At 40.5% G+C, this 13,069-nt stretch carries 18 protein-coding genes; 14 read left to right on the forward strand and 4 right to left on the reverse strand.

Annotation, left to right across the window (positions count from 1 at the left end; all coding sequences use genetic code 11):
• Window positions 1–15: 15 nt before the first annotated feature.
• The 6 genes from Q0C76_RS05020 to Q0C76_RS05045 are packed head-to-tail and all read left to right on the forward strand — an operon-like array spanning window position 16 to window position 4,198.
• The gene (locus tag Q0C76_RS05020; RefSeq protein WP_295730484.1) at window positions 16–561 is read left to right on the forward strand and encodes a DsbA family protein; all 546 of its coding nucleotides are present in this window, start codon (window positions 16–18) and stop codon (window positions 559–561) included.
• The gene (locus tag Q0C76_RS05025) at window positions 558–1,418 is read left to right on the forward strand and encodes an alpha/beta fold hydrolase (protein ID WP_295730486.1); all 861 of its coding nucleotides are present in this window, start codon (window positions 558–560) and stop codon (window positions 1,416–1,418) included. Before Q0C76_RS05020 ends, Q0C76_RS05025 begins: the two co-directional genes overlap by 4 nt.
• Window positions 1,419–1,440: 22 nt before the next feature.
• Entirely contained in the window at window positions 1,441–2,037 is a 597-nt protein-coding gene (locus Q0C76_RS05030; RefSeq protein ID WP_295730489.1) for a TMEM175 family protein, read from the forward strand.
• On the forward strand, window positions 2,027–3,151 hold the full coding sequence (locus Q0C76_RS05035) for an NADH-dependent flavin oxidoreductase (RefSeq protein WP_295730492.1): 1,125 nt from the start codon (window positions 2,027–2,029) through the stop codon (window positions 3,149–3,151). The genes Q0C76_RS05030 and Q0C76_RS05035 overlap by 11 nt, the downstream gene beginning before the upstream one ends.
• A gap of 18 nt (window positions 3,152–3,169) precedes the next feature.
• The gene (locus tag Q0C76_RS05040) at window positions 3,170–4,036 is read left to right on the forward strand and encodes a DUF1749 domain-containing protein (RefSeq protein WP_295730495.1); all 867 of its coding nucleotides are present in this window, start codon (window positions 3,170–3,172) and stop codon (window positions 4,034–4,036) included.
• A gap of 9 nt (window positions 4,037–4,045) precedes the next feature.
• Window positions 4,046–4,198, forward strand: a complete 153-nt coding sequence (locus Q0C76_RS05045) for a zinc ribbon domain-containing protein (protein WP_295730498.1) — start codon at window positions 4,046–4,048, stop codon at window positions 4,196–4,198.
• Between the two features lie 193 nt (window positions 4,199–4,391).
• Here the strand turns inward: Q0C76_RS05045 and Q0C76_RS05050 are convergent, their stop codons facing one another.
• A complete protein-coding gene (locus Q0C76_RS05050) occupies window positions 4,392–5,267 on the reverse strand; it encodes a LysR family transcriptional regulator (protein WP_295730500.1) in 876 nt (291 codons plus the stop codon).
• A gap of 217 nt (window positions 5,268–5,484) precedes the next feature.
• Here Q0C76_RS05050 and Q0C76_RS05055 point away from each other — a divergent pair, with 217 nt between their 5' ends.
• The 6 genes from Q0C76_RS05055 (at window position 5,485) to Q0C76_RS05080 (ending at window position 9,285) form a co-directional block, all read left to right on the forward strand.
• Window positions 5,485–5,859: a DapH/DapD/GlmU-related protein gene (locus tag Q0C76_RS05055; protein WP_295730503.1), complete on the forward strand. Its 375-nt coding sequence runs from the start codon at window positions 5,485–5,487 to the stop codon at window positions 5,857–5,859.
• On the forward strand, window positions 5,856–6,587 hold the full coding sequence (locus Q0C76_RS05060; protein WP_295730505.1) for an SDR family oxidoreductase: 732 nt from the start codon (window positions 5,856–5,858) through the stop codon (window positions 6,585–6,587). The genes Q0C76_RS05055 and Q0C76_RS05060 overlap by 4 nt, the downstream gene beginning before the upstream one ends.
• 16 nt (window positions 6,588–6,603) lie before the next feature.
• Window positions 6,604–7,629 (forward strand): alpha/beta hydrolase, encoded by a 1,026-nt coding sequence (locus Q0C76_RS05065; RefSeq protein ID WP_295730507.1) that lies wholly within the window; start codon window positions 6,604–6,606, stop codon window positions 7,627–7,629.
• A 72-nt stretch (window positions 7,630–7,701) separates the two neighbouring features.
• Window positions 7,702–8,601, forward strand: coding sequence for an alpha/beta hydrolase (locus Q0C76_RS05070; protein WP_295730509.1), 900 nt, complete (start codon window positions 7,702–7,704; stop codon window positions 8,599–8,601).
• A gap of 22 nt (window positions 8,602–8,623) precedes the next feature.
• Window positions 8,624–9,103 (forward strand): alcohol dehydrogenase catalytic domain-containing protein, encoded by a 480-nt coding sequence (locus Q0C76_RS05075; RefSeq protein ID WP_295730511.1) that lies wholly within the window; start codon window positions 8,624–8,626, stop codon window positions 9,101–9,103.
• A complete protein-coding gene (locus Q0C76_RS05080; RefSeq protein WP_295730514.1) occupies window positions 9,034–9,285 on the forward strand; it encodes an NAD(P)H-binding protein in 252 nt (83 codons plus the stop codon). Before Q0C76_RS05075 ends, Q0C76_RS05080 begins: the two co-directional genes overlap by 70 nt.
• 60 nt (window positions 9,286–9,345) lie before the next feature.
• Here the strand turns inward: Q0C76_RS05080 and hpt are convergent, their stop codons facing one another.
• The 3 genes from hpt to Q0C76_RS05095 form a co-directional block, all read right to left on the reverse strand.
• Window positions 9,346–9,885, reverse strand: a complete 540-nt coding sequence (hpt, locus tag Q0C76_RS05085) for a hypoxanthine phosphoribosyltransferase (RefSeq protein WP_295730516.1) — start codon at window positions 9,883–9,885, stop codon at window positions 9,346–9,348.
• Window positions 9,886–10,045: 160 nt separating this feature from the next.
• Complete coding sequence (locus tag Q0C76_RS05090) at window positions 10,046–10,366, reverse strand: carboxymuconolactone decarboxylase family protein (RefSeq protein ID WP_295730519.1); 321 nt, start codon at window positions 10,364–10,366, stop codon at window positions 10,046–10,048.
• Window positions 10,367–10,478: 112 nt separating this feature from the next.
• Window positions 10,479–11,348, reverse strand: coding sequence for a LysR family transcriptional regulator (locus tag Q0C76_RS05095; RefSeq protein WP_295730522.1), 870 nt, complete (start codon window positions 11,346–11,348; stop codon window positions 10,479–10,481).
• Window positions 11,349–11,440: 92 nt separating this feature from the next.
• Between Q0C76_RS05095 and Q0C76_RS05100 the strand changes: the two genes are divergently transcribed.
• Both Q0C76_RS05100 and Q0C76_RS05105 read left to right on the forward strand, forming a co-directional pair.
• Window positions 11,441–12,163, forward strand: coding sequence for an SDR family NAD(P)-dependent oxidoreductase (locus Q0C76_RS05100; RefSeq protein ID WP_295730524.1), 723 nt, complete (start codon window positions 11,441–11,443; stop codon window positions 12,161–12,163).
• 158 nt (window positions 12,164–12,321) lie between these two features.
• Window positions 12,322–13,062: an SDR family oxidoreductase gene (locus Q0C76_RS05105; protein ID WP_295730527.1), complete on the forward strand. Its 741-nt coding sequence runs from the start codon at window positions 12,322–12,324 to the stop codon at window positions 13,060–13,062.
• The last annotated feature ends 7 nt before the right edge of the window (window positions 13,063–13,069 follow it).

The following is a 13,069-nucleotide window of genomic DNA, read 5'->3' on the forward strand; positions in this document are numbered from 1 at the left end:
CCCCTTAATCAGGGGTTGCGGGCAATCGGTGGAAACGATCAAGACACCGAAATGCAAGTCCTTTACGAAATGCAATATGACACTGTTGTGGCTAATCGGCAAACAAATGACCTTAAATATTTAACTACGCTAGCGACAAAATTTAACTTAGATCAAGTTGAATTTAACCGCCGCTATCACTCAACGGGCGTTAAGGGACAATTGGCTCAGGAACAGCAGATCATGCAGCAAATGAAAATCAATCAGTTGCCAGCTTATCTTCTTACCTACAATGGAAAAACCTATGTTCTTAAGGGAATTCCAAAGTATGAAGAATGGCAAAAGTTAATTAAGCAGGTCACAAATGACGAGGTATATGCCCGACCAGTTGAATTTAATGCGGAGAATCTTGCCGCTTTGATTGCTCATCATCCCCACATCTCAAGTTTGGAATTAAAGGAAGCGTTTGATGTTAAGGAAGCAGCAGTAATTAACCAACTAAAGGATAGTTCGCTAACAAAGGAAAAATTAAGTCAACAATTTTCTATCGAAAAGAATCGTAAAGAAGGGAATGGCAAATGAAGAGGTTATCGTTACCAACTAAACGGGGAAGTCTATTAACTGGGGTTTTATTTGACGCACCGCGGAATGTTCAACCATCCACAGTAGTGATCGCCATTACGGGGATCCATGGCAACTTTTATTCTAATCCTTTTTACGTGAATCTTGGCAAGACGCTATCGGATGCAGGAATTGACTTTATCTATGCCCAGACGGCAGACGCCTTTGGTGAAATGCCGACACTAAATGTAAAAACCGGCAAGCAAGAACTCATCGGGTCATGGAATGAGGATTTTAATAACACTGATGAAGATATTGAGGCTTATCTAAACTATGTTTACCGGCAAGGATATACCAATATTATTTTGGCTGGTCATTCTCTCGGTGCTAATAAGGTAATTTATTACTTATCACGGCACCGTGATACGCGAATTAAGCATTTCATTTTCTTGAGCCCAGCTAACTTAGAGCATTTAACAAGTGTTGTTACTGAAGAAGAGAAGCAGGCGATCCTTAATCAACGCCAGCAAGGAGCTGGAGAAAAGCGGATGCCCTTTAACTTACTAGGCTGGATTCCTGGGACCGCTGATACTGATTATCAGTGGGTATTCGATAACATTTTAAATAATGTTCATGTTGAACCGGAAAAAGACTTTTCTCAGGTGGCAGCGATAACCCAAACCGGTGCGTTGATCATTGGTAGTTACGATCGCTTTACTTATGGCGAGCCGCAAAAGTTTCTGGAGAATATTAATGACCATATGCAAACCGCCAAACAAAATCGACTAATTGTTATTCCTAAGACCGGTCATACCTACCAACAAAAGGAGCAGGTATTAGCAGATGAAATTCTAAAACTAGTTCAAAGCTGGCAGTAATTAATTAGAGGAGGGAGAGCACATGAATAAGGCACGAGTAGAAGCATTTACCGATGCAATTGTCGCAATCGTAATGACGATTATGGTATTGGAGATCAAAATCCCATCCGGAAGTCACTTTAGTGCGCTATGGAGTGAAAAAGCCTACTTTTTAGCTTATTTAATTAGTTTTTTTCGGATTGCAGCAACCTGGTATAACCATCATTTTCTGTTTACGTCTGCACAATGGATTTCTCGGAAGGTATTCTGGGCTAATGTCGTGTGGCTGTTCTTTATGTCACTCTTCCCGGTAGCCACCGGTTGGATTAGTGCGGATCCTTTCTCTAAAGCGGCAGCTTACTTCTACTTTTTGATTTTTGCAATTTGGGGAATCACCTTTTACATCATGGTCGCAATGCTGGCTAATGATAATCCCCAGCGTTCACCGCAAATTATGTTGATGCTGCGTCCCCAGCGCTGGCTATTTGAGTTGCTTTCATTGGTAACCGGGTTAGTGCTAATAGCTTGGCTGCCAATCGCTTCTCTACTAATCGTCGCAATTAATATTATTTTTTGGATTGTATTTCCACCAAAAGGTTCAGATCAAATCACAGGATCGAGGGATAACGATGAAAAGTAAATATCAACCTTTATTTCAACCATATACACTTAATAATGGTGTCCGGCTTAAGAATCGCCTTGTCGTTGCACCACTGACAATCTATGATTCGGGTAAAAATGGTGAATTAACATCGACTGCCCGCAACTTCTGGCATGATCGTTTTCGAGGATTCGGTATGTACATAATGCCGTTTACTAATGTTTTCCCAAGCGGGATTGGCTTTGAATCGCCTAATGCCTTTGACGAGTCAAATTTTGCTACTCTTCAAGAGTACGTTAAAATTGCCCATCACCAAGGAGCTAAGATTGTAATGCAACTTGCTCATTCCGGATATAAGGCAAAAAAGTGGATGACGAAGGGGCATCCGGTTGTTGCACCAACTGGCGATCGTCGTGGTCGGTCACGGACAATGACGGGGGCCGAGGTTAAGCAAATGGTAGCCAATTTTGCTCGTGCGGCAGAATTGGGACTTCGTGCAGGAATGGATGGCGTTGAAATTCAAGGATCAAACGGCTGGCTAATCGAACAATTTTTTGCCGGTAATATTAATCGCCGGACCGACGAATGGGGCGGTAGCTTTGCCAACCGGTTGAAGTTTCCGCTAGCGATTATCGATGCGATCGACGCGGTACGACAAAAATACCAGCGGCCTGATTTTATTATTGGTTACCGCTTTTCTCCCGAACGTCCTCGACAAGGATTTACGATGGAAGATACGCTAGCGCTGGTCGATGAGTTAGTGAAGAAGCCACTGCAATATCTCCATGTCTCATTACTTGGCTTTTATTCGCATCCCCGGCGTGGTGCTGATCAGAAGTTAACTCGAATGCAGGTTTATCACGATCGTATTAATGGTAAGTTGCCGTTGATCGGGGTAGGTTCCCTGAAGACAGCTGACCAGATTTTAGATGCCTATAATGCTGGCTGGGCCGACTTAATAGCAGTTGGTCGGGCGGTCATGCTAAATCCGGACTTGATTGACTTAATTAAACACGATCACGAAGATCAAATTGAAACCAGTTTTAATTGGCAACACGCGGCTCATTATCGTTATACGCCAGCAATGCTGCAGGCAGAGCGGGATCATTTAGACATGGCGATTCATAACCCACGGCCAGTTAGACGAAATTAGTGAAAGAAGGGGTAAATAATGTTAAGGGCATTGGATGTTGTTACTTCAGCAGGGACGACCTTAAAGGGAAACATCTTTAAATCCCCAGGGGCTAAAACGGTGGTAATTGTAATTACTGGAGTGGAAGGAAATATCCATAATAATCCCTTTTATACGATTATTGGTAAGCGTTTAGCGCAGCAAAATGTTGATTTTATCGTTGCCCATACACGCGATGCCTTTAATAAGGTTACCGCCTTTAATAAGCGGACCGGGGCAAAAGAAGTATACGGAGCATACGATGAAGACTTCCGGCGAAGTGATGAGGATGTTGCCGCCTACCTGGACTATGCACGAAAGATGGGTTATCAACATATTGTGTTAGGCGGCCAATCTTTTGGCGCTAATAAGGTGATTCATTATCTTGCTAATCATCAGGAATCCGCGGTTGATCGCTTTTTGCTAATGAGCCCGGTTGATTTAAAAGTATTAAGAAAATGTGTTACTAACCGACAACGCCAGCTAATTAATGAGCAATTGGCTAGTGGTAAGGAAAAACAAATTTTACCGTTTCGCCTATTTCGTTGGTTAACAAGTACGGCAGGCAATGCTCAGCGTTGGCTGACCGATGATACGCTTAATAATGTTCATTCTGACCAAAATGGCGATTATACCCAACTAGCTAACGTTAATTACACGGGGGTGCTCCTTATTGGGACATATGACCGTTTTGCGGGTAATTCACCTAAAAATTATTTAGAAAATATTAATGATCATTTACCGTATTCCACCGACAATAAATTAATCTATATCCAAAATGCTGGACATATTTATCGTCACCAGGAAGATAAGGTAGCCCAGGTGATTGAAAACTTATTACAGCAATGGTCACTGCTGGGAAAGTAGGTGGCTCAAATGTTTAACTATTGTCCGCAATGTGGATCGCCGTTACGCTGGCAAGAATGTAAAGGTCGCCAGCGGCAGGTTTGTCCCCGTTGTCACTATGTTCTGTGGAGTAACGATGAATCGAAGAAGAAACAGGGATTGTCGCCAGGGCTCGGCAAATAGTTTTCATTGCCGAACTGCCAGCTGTTAACTCTTTCTAGAAATTGCTCCTTTCAATCATTAGACATCGATCCAGGGGCAACTAATGGCTTTTATATGTATGGTTAATTTGAGAGAAAAACATAAGTAAGTATAAATAGGATCCAGTGCTTGGTAGTCTAGACACTGGATCCTATTTATTATGGCGTCATTATTTTTAATTTAACGATGCTAATAAACGTTGAGTAAATAATTTTGCTGCTTTTGATTGAGTAACGTTCTTTTTCCAAATTAGGTTGGTTGATTCAGTTAGAGTTGGCGATAGTGGTCGGAAGGTAAGTGGACTATCGTCCGCCGTATCAACTAGGTGATCAAACGTAATCATATCGGCACTCCCTTGCTTAACCATTAACATAGCATTGAAAACTAACGTATAAGTACCAATAATATTCATTTTGTGACCAATGTTTCCCCACCAATCTTGAAAACGATGTTCATCCACTGCTTGTTCAGATACTAAGAGGGGGATCCCGAGTAAATCCGCTGGGGTAATAGATTCTTTTTGAGCAAGCGGATCATTTTTTAATAAAACCAATCCCCACCGATCGGTTTCCGGTAATTGTATGTGATTATAGTTAGTCAAACTACGATGAGACATCAAAATAGCAAAGTCAATTACTCCATGTTTTAAGGCTGTCTCCATTTCATCGGCATTGCCGCTAATAAGGCGAATTTTCACTTCGGGATAATCCTGAATGATTTCACTAAGAACGTTCATGATTCGTTGCATTCCGACACTTTCACCAGCTCCAATTGAAATCGTGCCAGTAACCACCTGCTCTGCCTGGATGTTGGCAGTGGTTTGATCCGCAAGCTGAATGATTTCTTTTGCTCGTGTTTGAAGATATTCGCCTTCTTCCGTAAGGGTAACTTGGCGATGACCGCGGATAAATAGTTGGGCCCCTAGTTCGTTTTCTAAATCACCAAGCTGTTTTGAGAGGGTCGGTTGGGAGACCAGTAACTCCCGAGCAGCTTTTGTAAAATTATGATATTGAGCGACGGCTAAAAAGTAGCGTAATACACGAAGTTCCATTTTCGTCTCCTTTACTATAACGAAAAACTATTATCACCAATATTATATAAGTATTTCACATTGTAAGCAATCCAAAATATAATAAAAACAGTTAAACGAATGGAGGTGGGTAATAATTCTTAAGCAAAAGAAAGTTAACCAGCAATTATTAGAACAAAATCAACGTCTCTTGCAACGTCTCAACACTTGTTGGATTACTCTTCGGCAACGAAGACAATTGCTAAGTGAGATTTTAGGTTATCAATTAGCTGATAGTACTGAGATCCTATTGCCGTTTTACAGTGATTATGGTCGGAACATCAAGATCGGAAAAAATGTTTCGATTAGCTGTAATGTCATGATGGCAGACAAAGGTGGAATTGAGATTAATGATAATGTCAAAATTGGTGCAGGCGTATCGTTACAAACTGTTGATGGAGATATTACTAAACCAATTGTAATTGATGAAGGCGCAAGGATCGGCGGGAATGCCACAATCTTGCCGGGTGTTCATATCGGTGCGAATGCGGTTGTTGGTGCTGGAGTAATTATTACTCACGATCTTCCAACAGGGGAACATGTTTCTTATCAACAAGGAGGAATTCAAAGATGATTAAAGGAAAAGTCGTTGTTATTACCGGAGCTTCGAGTGGAATTGGCGCCGCAACCGTTAAACGCTTAGCAAAGCAACATGCCAAGCTAGTAATTGGCGCACGACGGTTGGACCGGTTAACAGCATTAAAGGATGAATTTCCCAATGAAGAAATTCTCGTTAAGCAAGTTGATGTAACTAAGAAAGATGAAGTTCAAGCATTAATTGACGCTGCGGTTAAAAAATTTGGCCGGGTTGATGTTTTATATAACAATGCTGGTGTCATGCCAGTCAATGCATTAATTAACCGCGCATATGATGAATGGCAACAAATTCTCAACGTCAATATTATGGGCGTGTTGAATGGAATTGCCGCCGTTTTGCCAGTGATGGTTAAACAAAAGAGCGGTCAGATTATTGCCACGGATTCTGTTGCGGGGCACGTGGTAGTTCCTAACTTGGCGGTTTACAATGGCTCTAAGTTTGCTGTGCGGGCCATCTTTGAAGGATTACGTCAGGAACAACACCAAAATGGAATTCGGACCACGATTGTTTCACCAGGCTCAGTCGCGACGGAATTATATAACTCAATTAACAATCCGGAAAACAAGCAAGCTGAGATTGAATTTGAAAAAGAAGTCGGATTAAAGGCTGATAATGTGGCACGGTCAGTGGAATTTGCCATTGATATGCCTGAAAATGCCGATATTAATGAAGTAATCATTCGTCCAATCAAGCAAGATATTTAAAGGAGACTCAGAAATTATGAATTACAGTATTAATCCACTAACTGCCGTTAATGATACCCGGGTATTTGATGTTAATCCCGCTATTAAAGTAAAGGACGTTCGTTTCCAAAATCGTTACGGTTTCATGGTGGCTGGACACCTCTACTTACCGGGTAACTTTGATGCTAGCAAGAAATATGCGGCAATTGTCATTTCAGGACCATTTGGGGCCGTCAAGGAACAAGCCAGTGGGTTATATGCTCAAACATTAGCTGAACGGGGCTTTGTAACAGTTGCTTTTGATCAATCAACGACTGGCGAAAGTTCTGGTGATATTCGCAATGTCGCTTCACCAGATATCTTTGTTGAAGACTTCTCAGCTGCTGTTGATTTCTTAGGAACGCAAAAATATGTTGATCGCGATAAAATTGGGGCCATTGGGATTTGTGGCTTAGGTTCGCATGTCTTAACCGCTGCTTCAATTGATGTGCGGATCAAAGCAGTCGCAACATCTGTTATGTACGATATGGCTGAATCCATGTGGGCTGGTCTTAATAATTCCAAGACCGAAGAACAGCGGAACCTTGAAAAGCAGTACTTAGCACAGATGCGGTGGGAAAATGTTGATAATGATACTCATGTTGGTGGGTTCCATGAATTACCATTTGATGAAAACAATCAACCGGTTCGCGCCAAGAAACTCTTCCCTGACGAATTACCAGCTGATGCAGATCCGGTCACAACTGAATTCTTTAATTACTATGTCAAGCGGGCTTTCCATCCACGGGCAATCAATTCAGCTGCTATCTGGGACGCAACAAGTCCATGGGGCTACTACAACTTCCCACTTCAACAACGGATTGAAAAGATTGCAGCACCAAAGCTAATTGTTACTGGAGCTAATGCTCACTCACGTTACATGGCGGAAGCTGCCTATCAGCGCTTGACCGATCCTAAGGAATTAGTATTAGTACCAAACGCTACTCATACTGATCTTTACGACCAAATGGATAAGATTCCATTTGATAAGTTCGAACATTTCTTTAAGGAAAACTTAAAGTAATAATAGTTATGCAGAAGAGTGGTTGTACCTGCAATGTAACAACGATTTTCCGTAATAAAAAAGGGGTAAAAGATGAAACAGCATAAAAAAATTTGGGGCTTCATAATTATATTATTGCTAATTGGCATAGGCTTGGCAGGCTACCATCGTTATACACGCCAAGTGAATGCCAAGCATTATATTAATAGCTCTACACCAACGATCTTTGTTCATGGATGGGGGAGTAGTTACCGAGCTGAAACACAAATGGTAAATGCTGCCAAAAAGGCTGGTGCTTCCAACTCAATTATTCGAGCCAATGTTAGCAAGGGTGGTCAAGTTAAACTGATTGGTACCATCGCTAAAAATGCTAAAAATCCCATTGTTGAGGTTAACTTAGTTAATAACAAGAGTGCCAATTATAAGAAACCAAATGATCCAAAATATGTTGAAGAGTACCATCAAAGCGGCATCTATATTAAGAATGTAGTTTTAGCGTTGCAGAAACGGTACCACATTCACAAGGTTAACTTTGTTGGTCATTCAATGGGAAATTTACTCATTGCCTATTACTTAGCTGATAATGCCAATAATCAACGACTGCCTAAATTGGCACATCAAGTAGTCATCGCTGGTCACTTTAATGGCTTAATGATGGAAGACCCTCGTTCCAAGCAAGCTAAAGTCAATCGCAAAACCGGCAAGCCAAGTATAATGTTGCCTGAATATAAGGGAATTTTGAGTTTGAGACAAACTTACCCACGGACAGCAAGAGTAATGAACATCTACGGTGACATCAAAGATGGTAGCCATTCAGATAGTCAAGTGCCAGTTAATTCTGCTAAGTCATACAAGTATTTAGTAGGTAAACGGGCTAAGTCATATGTTGAACACGAAATTACCGGCAAAGGTGCTAAACACAGTAATTTACACGAAAATAAGCAGGTTGATCAATATTTAATTAATTTCTTGTGGGGTAAAGGTCAAAATTAAGTTGGTTTTTTCAGGTGATGATATGCAAACAAAACAAATAATAGTTCATGAATATGGATCTCCTGATGTACTAAAGGTTGAAAGTCATGAGATACCCGAACCATCTGTAAACGAAGTTATGATTCATAACCAATATATTAGCGTTGATTATACGGATATCTATTGGCGAACCGGCCAACTTGATGCACCACAACCGCCACTAATACCAGGGAAGGCTGGTGCTGGTGTGATTACTAAAGTGGGTGCTAATGTAACGGGAATGTCAATTGGTGGTGGCTGGATGATCGACCTTGATGGTAAGGTAAAGTTATATCAAGCGGCAGAACAAGCGGGAATTAAGCGTGTTGTGCTTGTCAGTGCTGGTGCTATTCAGCATTCCATGATGAGAAGAAAATGGATTGGATGGGTCAATGGGAAGAATACAGTGCAGCCATGTATTATGCTGTTTTATTATTACGTCAGTCTAATCTTGACTACACAATTGTTCGTCCGGAGAATTTAACGAACGAAACGGGGACTGGTAAGGTAATAATTGGTGATTACTTACCACATACCTATACTAGCCGTTCTAACGTTGCGGCAACAATTATTGCTGCATTAGAAAATGGCAATACAATTCAAAAGGCCTTTGATGTTGAAGATGGTGATACACCGGTTAATGAAGCAATTAATGGCGCTTTTTAATTAACAGATAGTTAAATAAAAAAGGTGAAGCTGATTGATGTTCAACTTCACTTTTTTAGATTATTTTTCATAAACAGATCGTTTCAAAATTCCGACATAGGGGAGATTCCGATAAAGGCCGTCGTAATCGAGACCATAACCGACAATAAAATCATTTGGAACCTTAAAACCAAGGTAGTCGATCTTTACTGGAACTTCGCGTCGAGCGGGTTTATCTAGCAATGAACAAATTTCAACGCTTCTGGCACCACGACTAGCAAATAGTTTATTCAAAAATGCTAAAGTATGACCGGTATCAATAATATCTTCAATCATTAGAACCGGACGACCACTAATATCATGAGAAAGATCACGTAATAAACGTACTTTGCCTGATGACTTAGAACTGTCTTCATAGCTAGATACATCCACGTAATCGATATTCAGCTTAAAATTAAGACGTTTCATCAATTCTGATGCGAACACCATTGCACCGGTCATAACGGGGACAATAACCGGAAACTCATCATGGTATTTTGAAGTTAAAGTAGCGGCGAGTTCATCTATTCGCTGATCGATTTGTTCTTGCGTATATAAGACTTTTTCGATATCGTTGTTCATTATGATTCTCCCTCTGACTCAATATTCGGTAATCACGAACATTAATAAGTGTAATTGGTTATTAACGTAAGAATTTTACCATATAGCAAATTAATTTAAAGGGAATTTATATAGAAAGTTAATAAAAAAGCCTCCTATTGATGGAGGCCGTTAAATTATTTTAATCAACCCAGACCTTCTTCGCAACGTTGAAAGCACTCCAGGCATTTGGCCAGCCGACATAGAAGGCTAATTGGGTAATCATTTCTGCAATTTCTTCCTTTGTAATCCCATTCTTTTTTGCTGTCTGCATATGGTATGGCAATTGTTCAAAGGCACCTTTTGTGATTAATGCAGTTACAGTTAGAAAACTTCGGTCACGAGGACTTAATTCCTTTTCCCGCGACCAAACTTGACCGAATAATACATCATCGTTTAGTTCGGCAAATTTAGGTGCAAAGTCGCCTAATTGATCACGACCAGCTGTTTGTTTTTTCACCATTGATAAAACTCCCTTCAAAAAACTTGAATTGTTACTTTTACTATAAGCTGAAACAAAGAAAATTAAAAATACTCATATTAAGTAATTATCGATGCGAAAAGTGAATGTAAAGTCAGCTCAGATTTTGCTTAACGTCTTCCAAAAAAGCGTTACCTAATCGGGTCAATTGGTGGTTCTTCCGCCAGATCAGAGTTGAGCGAATCGGTTGTAAGAATTGGAGCCGTCGGAAATGAATATTACCTTGTTGGTAGATTGGCTTATCAAATGTCAGGGCTAGACCGATCCCAGCATTAACCATTTCACGCATATTGTAGTGCATATCATAAGTGGCAACGACATGGTAGTCATCAACATATTCATCAAGATATGACAGTAATTGGGAGCTGGAATCTAATTGGCGGGGAATAATTAAATTTTGCTTTTTTAAATCAGCCGCAATGATTTCGTTCTTCTTGTCAAAAGCATGATTAGCAGGGAAAGCAACGCCCCAGTGGTCCTCGAAGGGGAGGGTGATTGTATTATAGTCACCAAGGGGTTCGTTAGTAGAGACAACGCCAAAGTCAAGACTTCCGCGGTCGATCCCTTCGATAATTTGGTCGCCATTTAGGCTTTCATAGTTAATACGGATGTTATCCCCAGCATCAATTAGCCGTTTAAAACTCGGGAGTAGATATTGATTAGCTTCATTTTCTCCTGCTCCAATATTTAATTCACCGGCTAAGGTCTTACCTTGCAGTAAATAATTTTCAGTATTTTTTGACAAGGATAAAATTTCTTGAGCTCGATTATAGAGAAAATAACCATCTTCGGTTAATGAAATCTGCCGAGGACCACGAATTAATAATTGGGTTCCTAATTCTTCTTCCAAATCTTGAATTTGCCGCGAAAGGGTTGATTGCGAGATATGAAGATGATTAGCAGCTCGGGTAATTCCGTGTTGATTAACGATTTCAACAAAATAATTTAAAACTCTTAATTCCATCTAAATCACTCCTCGTAATGGATAACCATATTATATAACTATTTTACATTTCAAAAATCAGACTTAGAATAATTGTAAAAGCGGAGGTGTTAATGATGGCAAAAATATTTATTACCGGTTCGTCTACTGGCTTAGGAGCACTTGCGGCGAAAGAATTAATTGCTATGGGCAATGATGTTTATCTTCATGCCCGTAATAAGCAACGAGCGCAAGCAGCATTGCGAGTAAATCCCCACGCGAAAGGCGTCGCAATTGGTGATTTGGCAGACCTGGATGCTGTTCGGCAGATAGCAACTCAAGTAAATGCTTGGGGACAATTTGACGTCGTTATTCATAATGCAGGAGTAGATTCTAACGACAGTAAATTAACAGCCCGAGTCAATGTTGAAGCTCCCTATATCTTAACGGCCCTGATTAATAGACCCAAACGACTAATCTACGTTGATTCGGGAATGCATATTGGGGCACCATTGGATATTAATAGTTTAGAAACTAAGTTATCATATTCAAGTTCAAAACTTGCCTTAATGATTTTTACTGAATATATTGCTAAAAAATGGCCAGATGTAATCGTTAATGCGGTTGACCCTGGTTGGGTACCAACACGGATGGGTGGACCAGCAGCAAATGATGATTTACACGGTGGTTACTCCTCACAAGTTTGGCTGGCAACTAGTAACGATCGGTTAGCACAGACTAGCGGTAATTGTTATTACCACTTAAAACTAGAGGATTATGATAAACGGGCTGACCAAGAACATTTACAAGCTCAGCTAGTAGCTAAGCTGAGTCAACTGACAGGGATAGCCTTATAAGAATGGTTTTTGTCTAAGACACTAACCATTTTATTTTAATTTTATCCATGCTTTTTAGTCATGATTTAGCATCGAGCATAACTGTTGTACATCTAAAGGGCGGATAACTATAATAAGAATTGTTGAAAAGAAAATACGGACAAAGAAAGGTGATTTAAATGACAGATTTATCAAGCAAGGTTATTGTAATTATGGGAGCTTCTTCAGGAATCGGAGCAGCTACGGCACGGCGGCTAGCTAAGGATGGTGCTAAATTAGTTATTTCAGCGCGTCGCTTAGATCGGTTGAATGAAATTGCTAGTGAATTTGCTGAAGGCCAAGTAGTCCCAGTGAAAGCAGACGTTACTAACTTTAAAGAAGTTAAAGCCGTAGTTGATAAGGCGGTCGCAGTATTTGGTCGCCTTGACGTCCTCTATAATAATGCCGGCATCATGCCACTATCACCATTGAGTGAGGGTCACCGTAATGAATGGCAAAACATGGTGAACATTAATATTATGGGTCCGCTAAATGGAATTGCAGCAGCTTTACCAATAATGAAAAAGCAAGGCCAAGGTCATATTATTACCACTGATTCGGTTGCCGGTCATGTGGTTGCTCCTGATATGGCAGTTTACTCTGGTACGAAGTATGCTATACGGATTATTATGGATGGTTTACGAATGGAAGAAGCACAAAACCACATTAAGACCACGATTATTACTCCAGGAGCAACCAAGAGTGAATTAACCAGCCACATTAGTGATCCTGAAACTCGTAAGGCAAATACTGATTACTGGGACACCGTTGATGGTTTAACGGCTGACCAAATTGCGCAAGCAGTTGAATTTGCGATTGCGACGAAGGAGAATATGTCAGTTTCTGAAATGATTGTGCGACCAACCTTACAATCAATGTAATTAATCA

This window comes from uncultured Limosilactobacillus sp. (assembly GCF_934202705.1).
Taxonomy (GTDB): Bacteria; Bacillota; Bacilli; order Lactobacillales; family Lactobacillaceae; genus Limosilactobacillus.

What these genes read in the sequence shown, in the direction of transcription:
- Q0C76_RS05035 (WP_295730492.1), top strand. Translation starts at nt 2,027, where the DNA reads ATGAAAAGTAAATATCAACCTTTATTTCAACCATATACACTTAATAAT.
- Q0C76_RS05090 (WP_295730519.1), bottom strand. Translation starts at nt 10,366, where the DNA reads ATGGTGAAAAAACAAACAGCTGGTCGTGATCAATTAGGCGACTTTGCA.
- Q0C76_RS05075 (WP_295730511.1), top strand. Translation starts at nt 8,624, where the DNA reads ATGCAAACAAAACAAATAATAGTTCATGAATATGGATCTCCTGATGTA.
- Q0C76_RS05100 (WP_295730524.1), top strand. Translation starts at nt 11,441, where the DNA reads ATGATGGCAAAAATATTTATTACCGGTTCGTCTACTGGCTTAGGAGCA.
- Q0C76_RS05045 (WP_295730498.1), top strand. Translation starts at nt 4,046, where the DNA reads ATGTTTAACTATTGTCCGCAATGTGGATCGCCGTTACGCTGGCAAGAA.
- Q0C76_RS05070 (WP_295730509.1), top strand. Translation starts at nt 7,702, where the DNA reads ATGAAACAGCATAAAAAAATTTGGGGCTTCATAATTATATTATTGCTA.
- Q0C76_RS05040 (WP_295730495.1), top strand. Translation starts at nt 3,170, where the DNA reads ATGTTAAGGGCATTGGATGTTGTTACTTCAGCAGGGACGACCTTAAAG.
- Q0C76_RS05030 (WP_295730489.1), top strand. Translation starts at nt 1,441, where the DNA reads ATGAATAAGGCACGAGTAGAAGCATTTACCGATGCAATTGTCGCAATC.
- Q0C76_RS05105 (WP_295730527.1), top strand. Translation starts at nt 12,322, where the DNA reads ATGACAGATTTATCAAGCAAGGTTATTGTAATTATGGGAGCTTCTTCA.
- Q0C76_RS05095 (WP_295730522.1), bottom strand. Translation starts at nt 11,348, where the DNA reads ATGGAATTAAGAGTTTTAAATTATTTTGTTGAAATCGTTAATCAACAC.
- Q0C76_RS05060 (WP_295730505.1), top strand. Translation starts at nt 5,856, where the DNA reads ATGATTAAAGGAAAAGTCGTTGTTATTACCGGAGCTTCGAGTGGAATT.
- Q0C76_RS05050 (WP_295730500.1), bottom strand. Translation starts at nt 5,267, where the DNA reads ATGGAACTTCGTGTATTACGCTACTTTTTAGCCGTCGCTCAATATCAT.
- Q0C76_RS05065 (WP_295730507.1), top strand. Translation starts at nt 6,604, where the DNA reads ATGAATTACAGTATTAATCCACTAACTGCCGTTAATGATACCCGGGTA.
- Q0C76_RS05025 (WP_295730486.1), top strand. Translation starts at nt 558, where the DNA reads ATGAAGAGGTTATCGTTACCAACTAAACGGGGAAGTCTATTAACTGGG.
- hpt (WP_295730516.1), bottom strand. Translation starts at nt 9,885, where the DNA reads ATGAACAACGATATCGAAAAAGTCTTATATACGCAAGAACAAATCGAT.
- Q0C76_RS05080 (WP_295730514.1), top strand. Translation starts at nt 9,034, where the DNA reads ATGTATTATGCTGTTTTATTATTACGTCAGTCTAATCTTGACTACACA.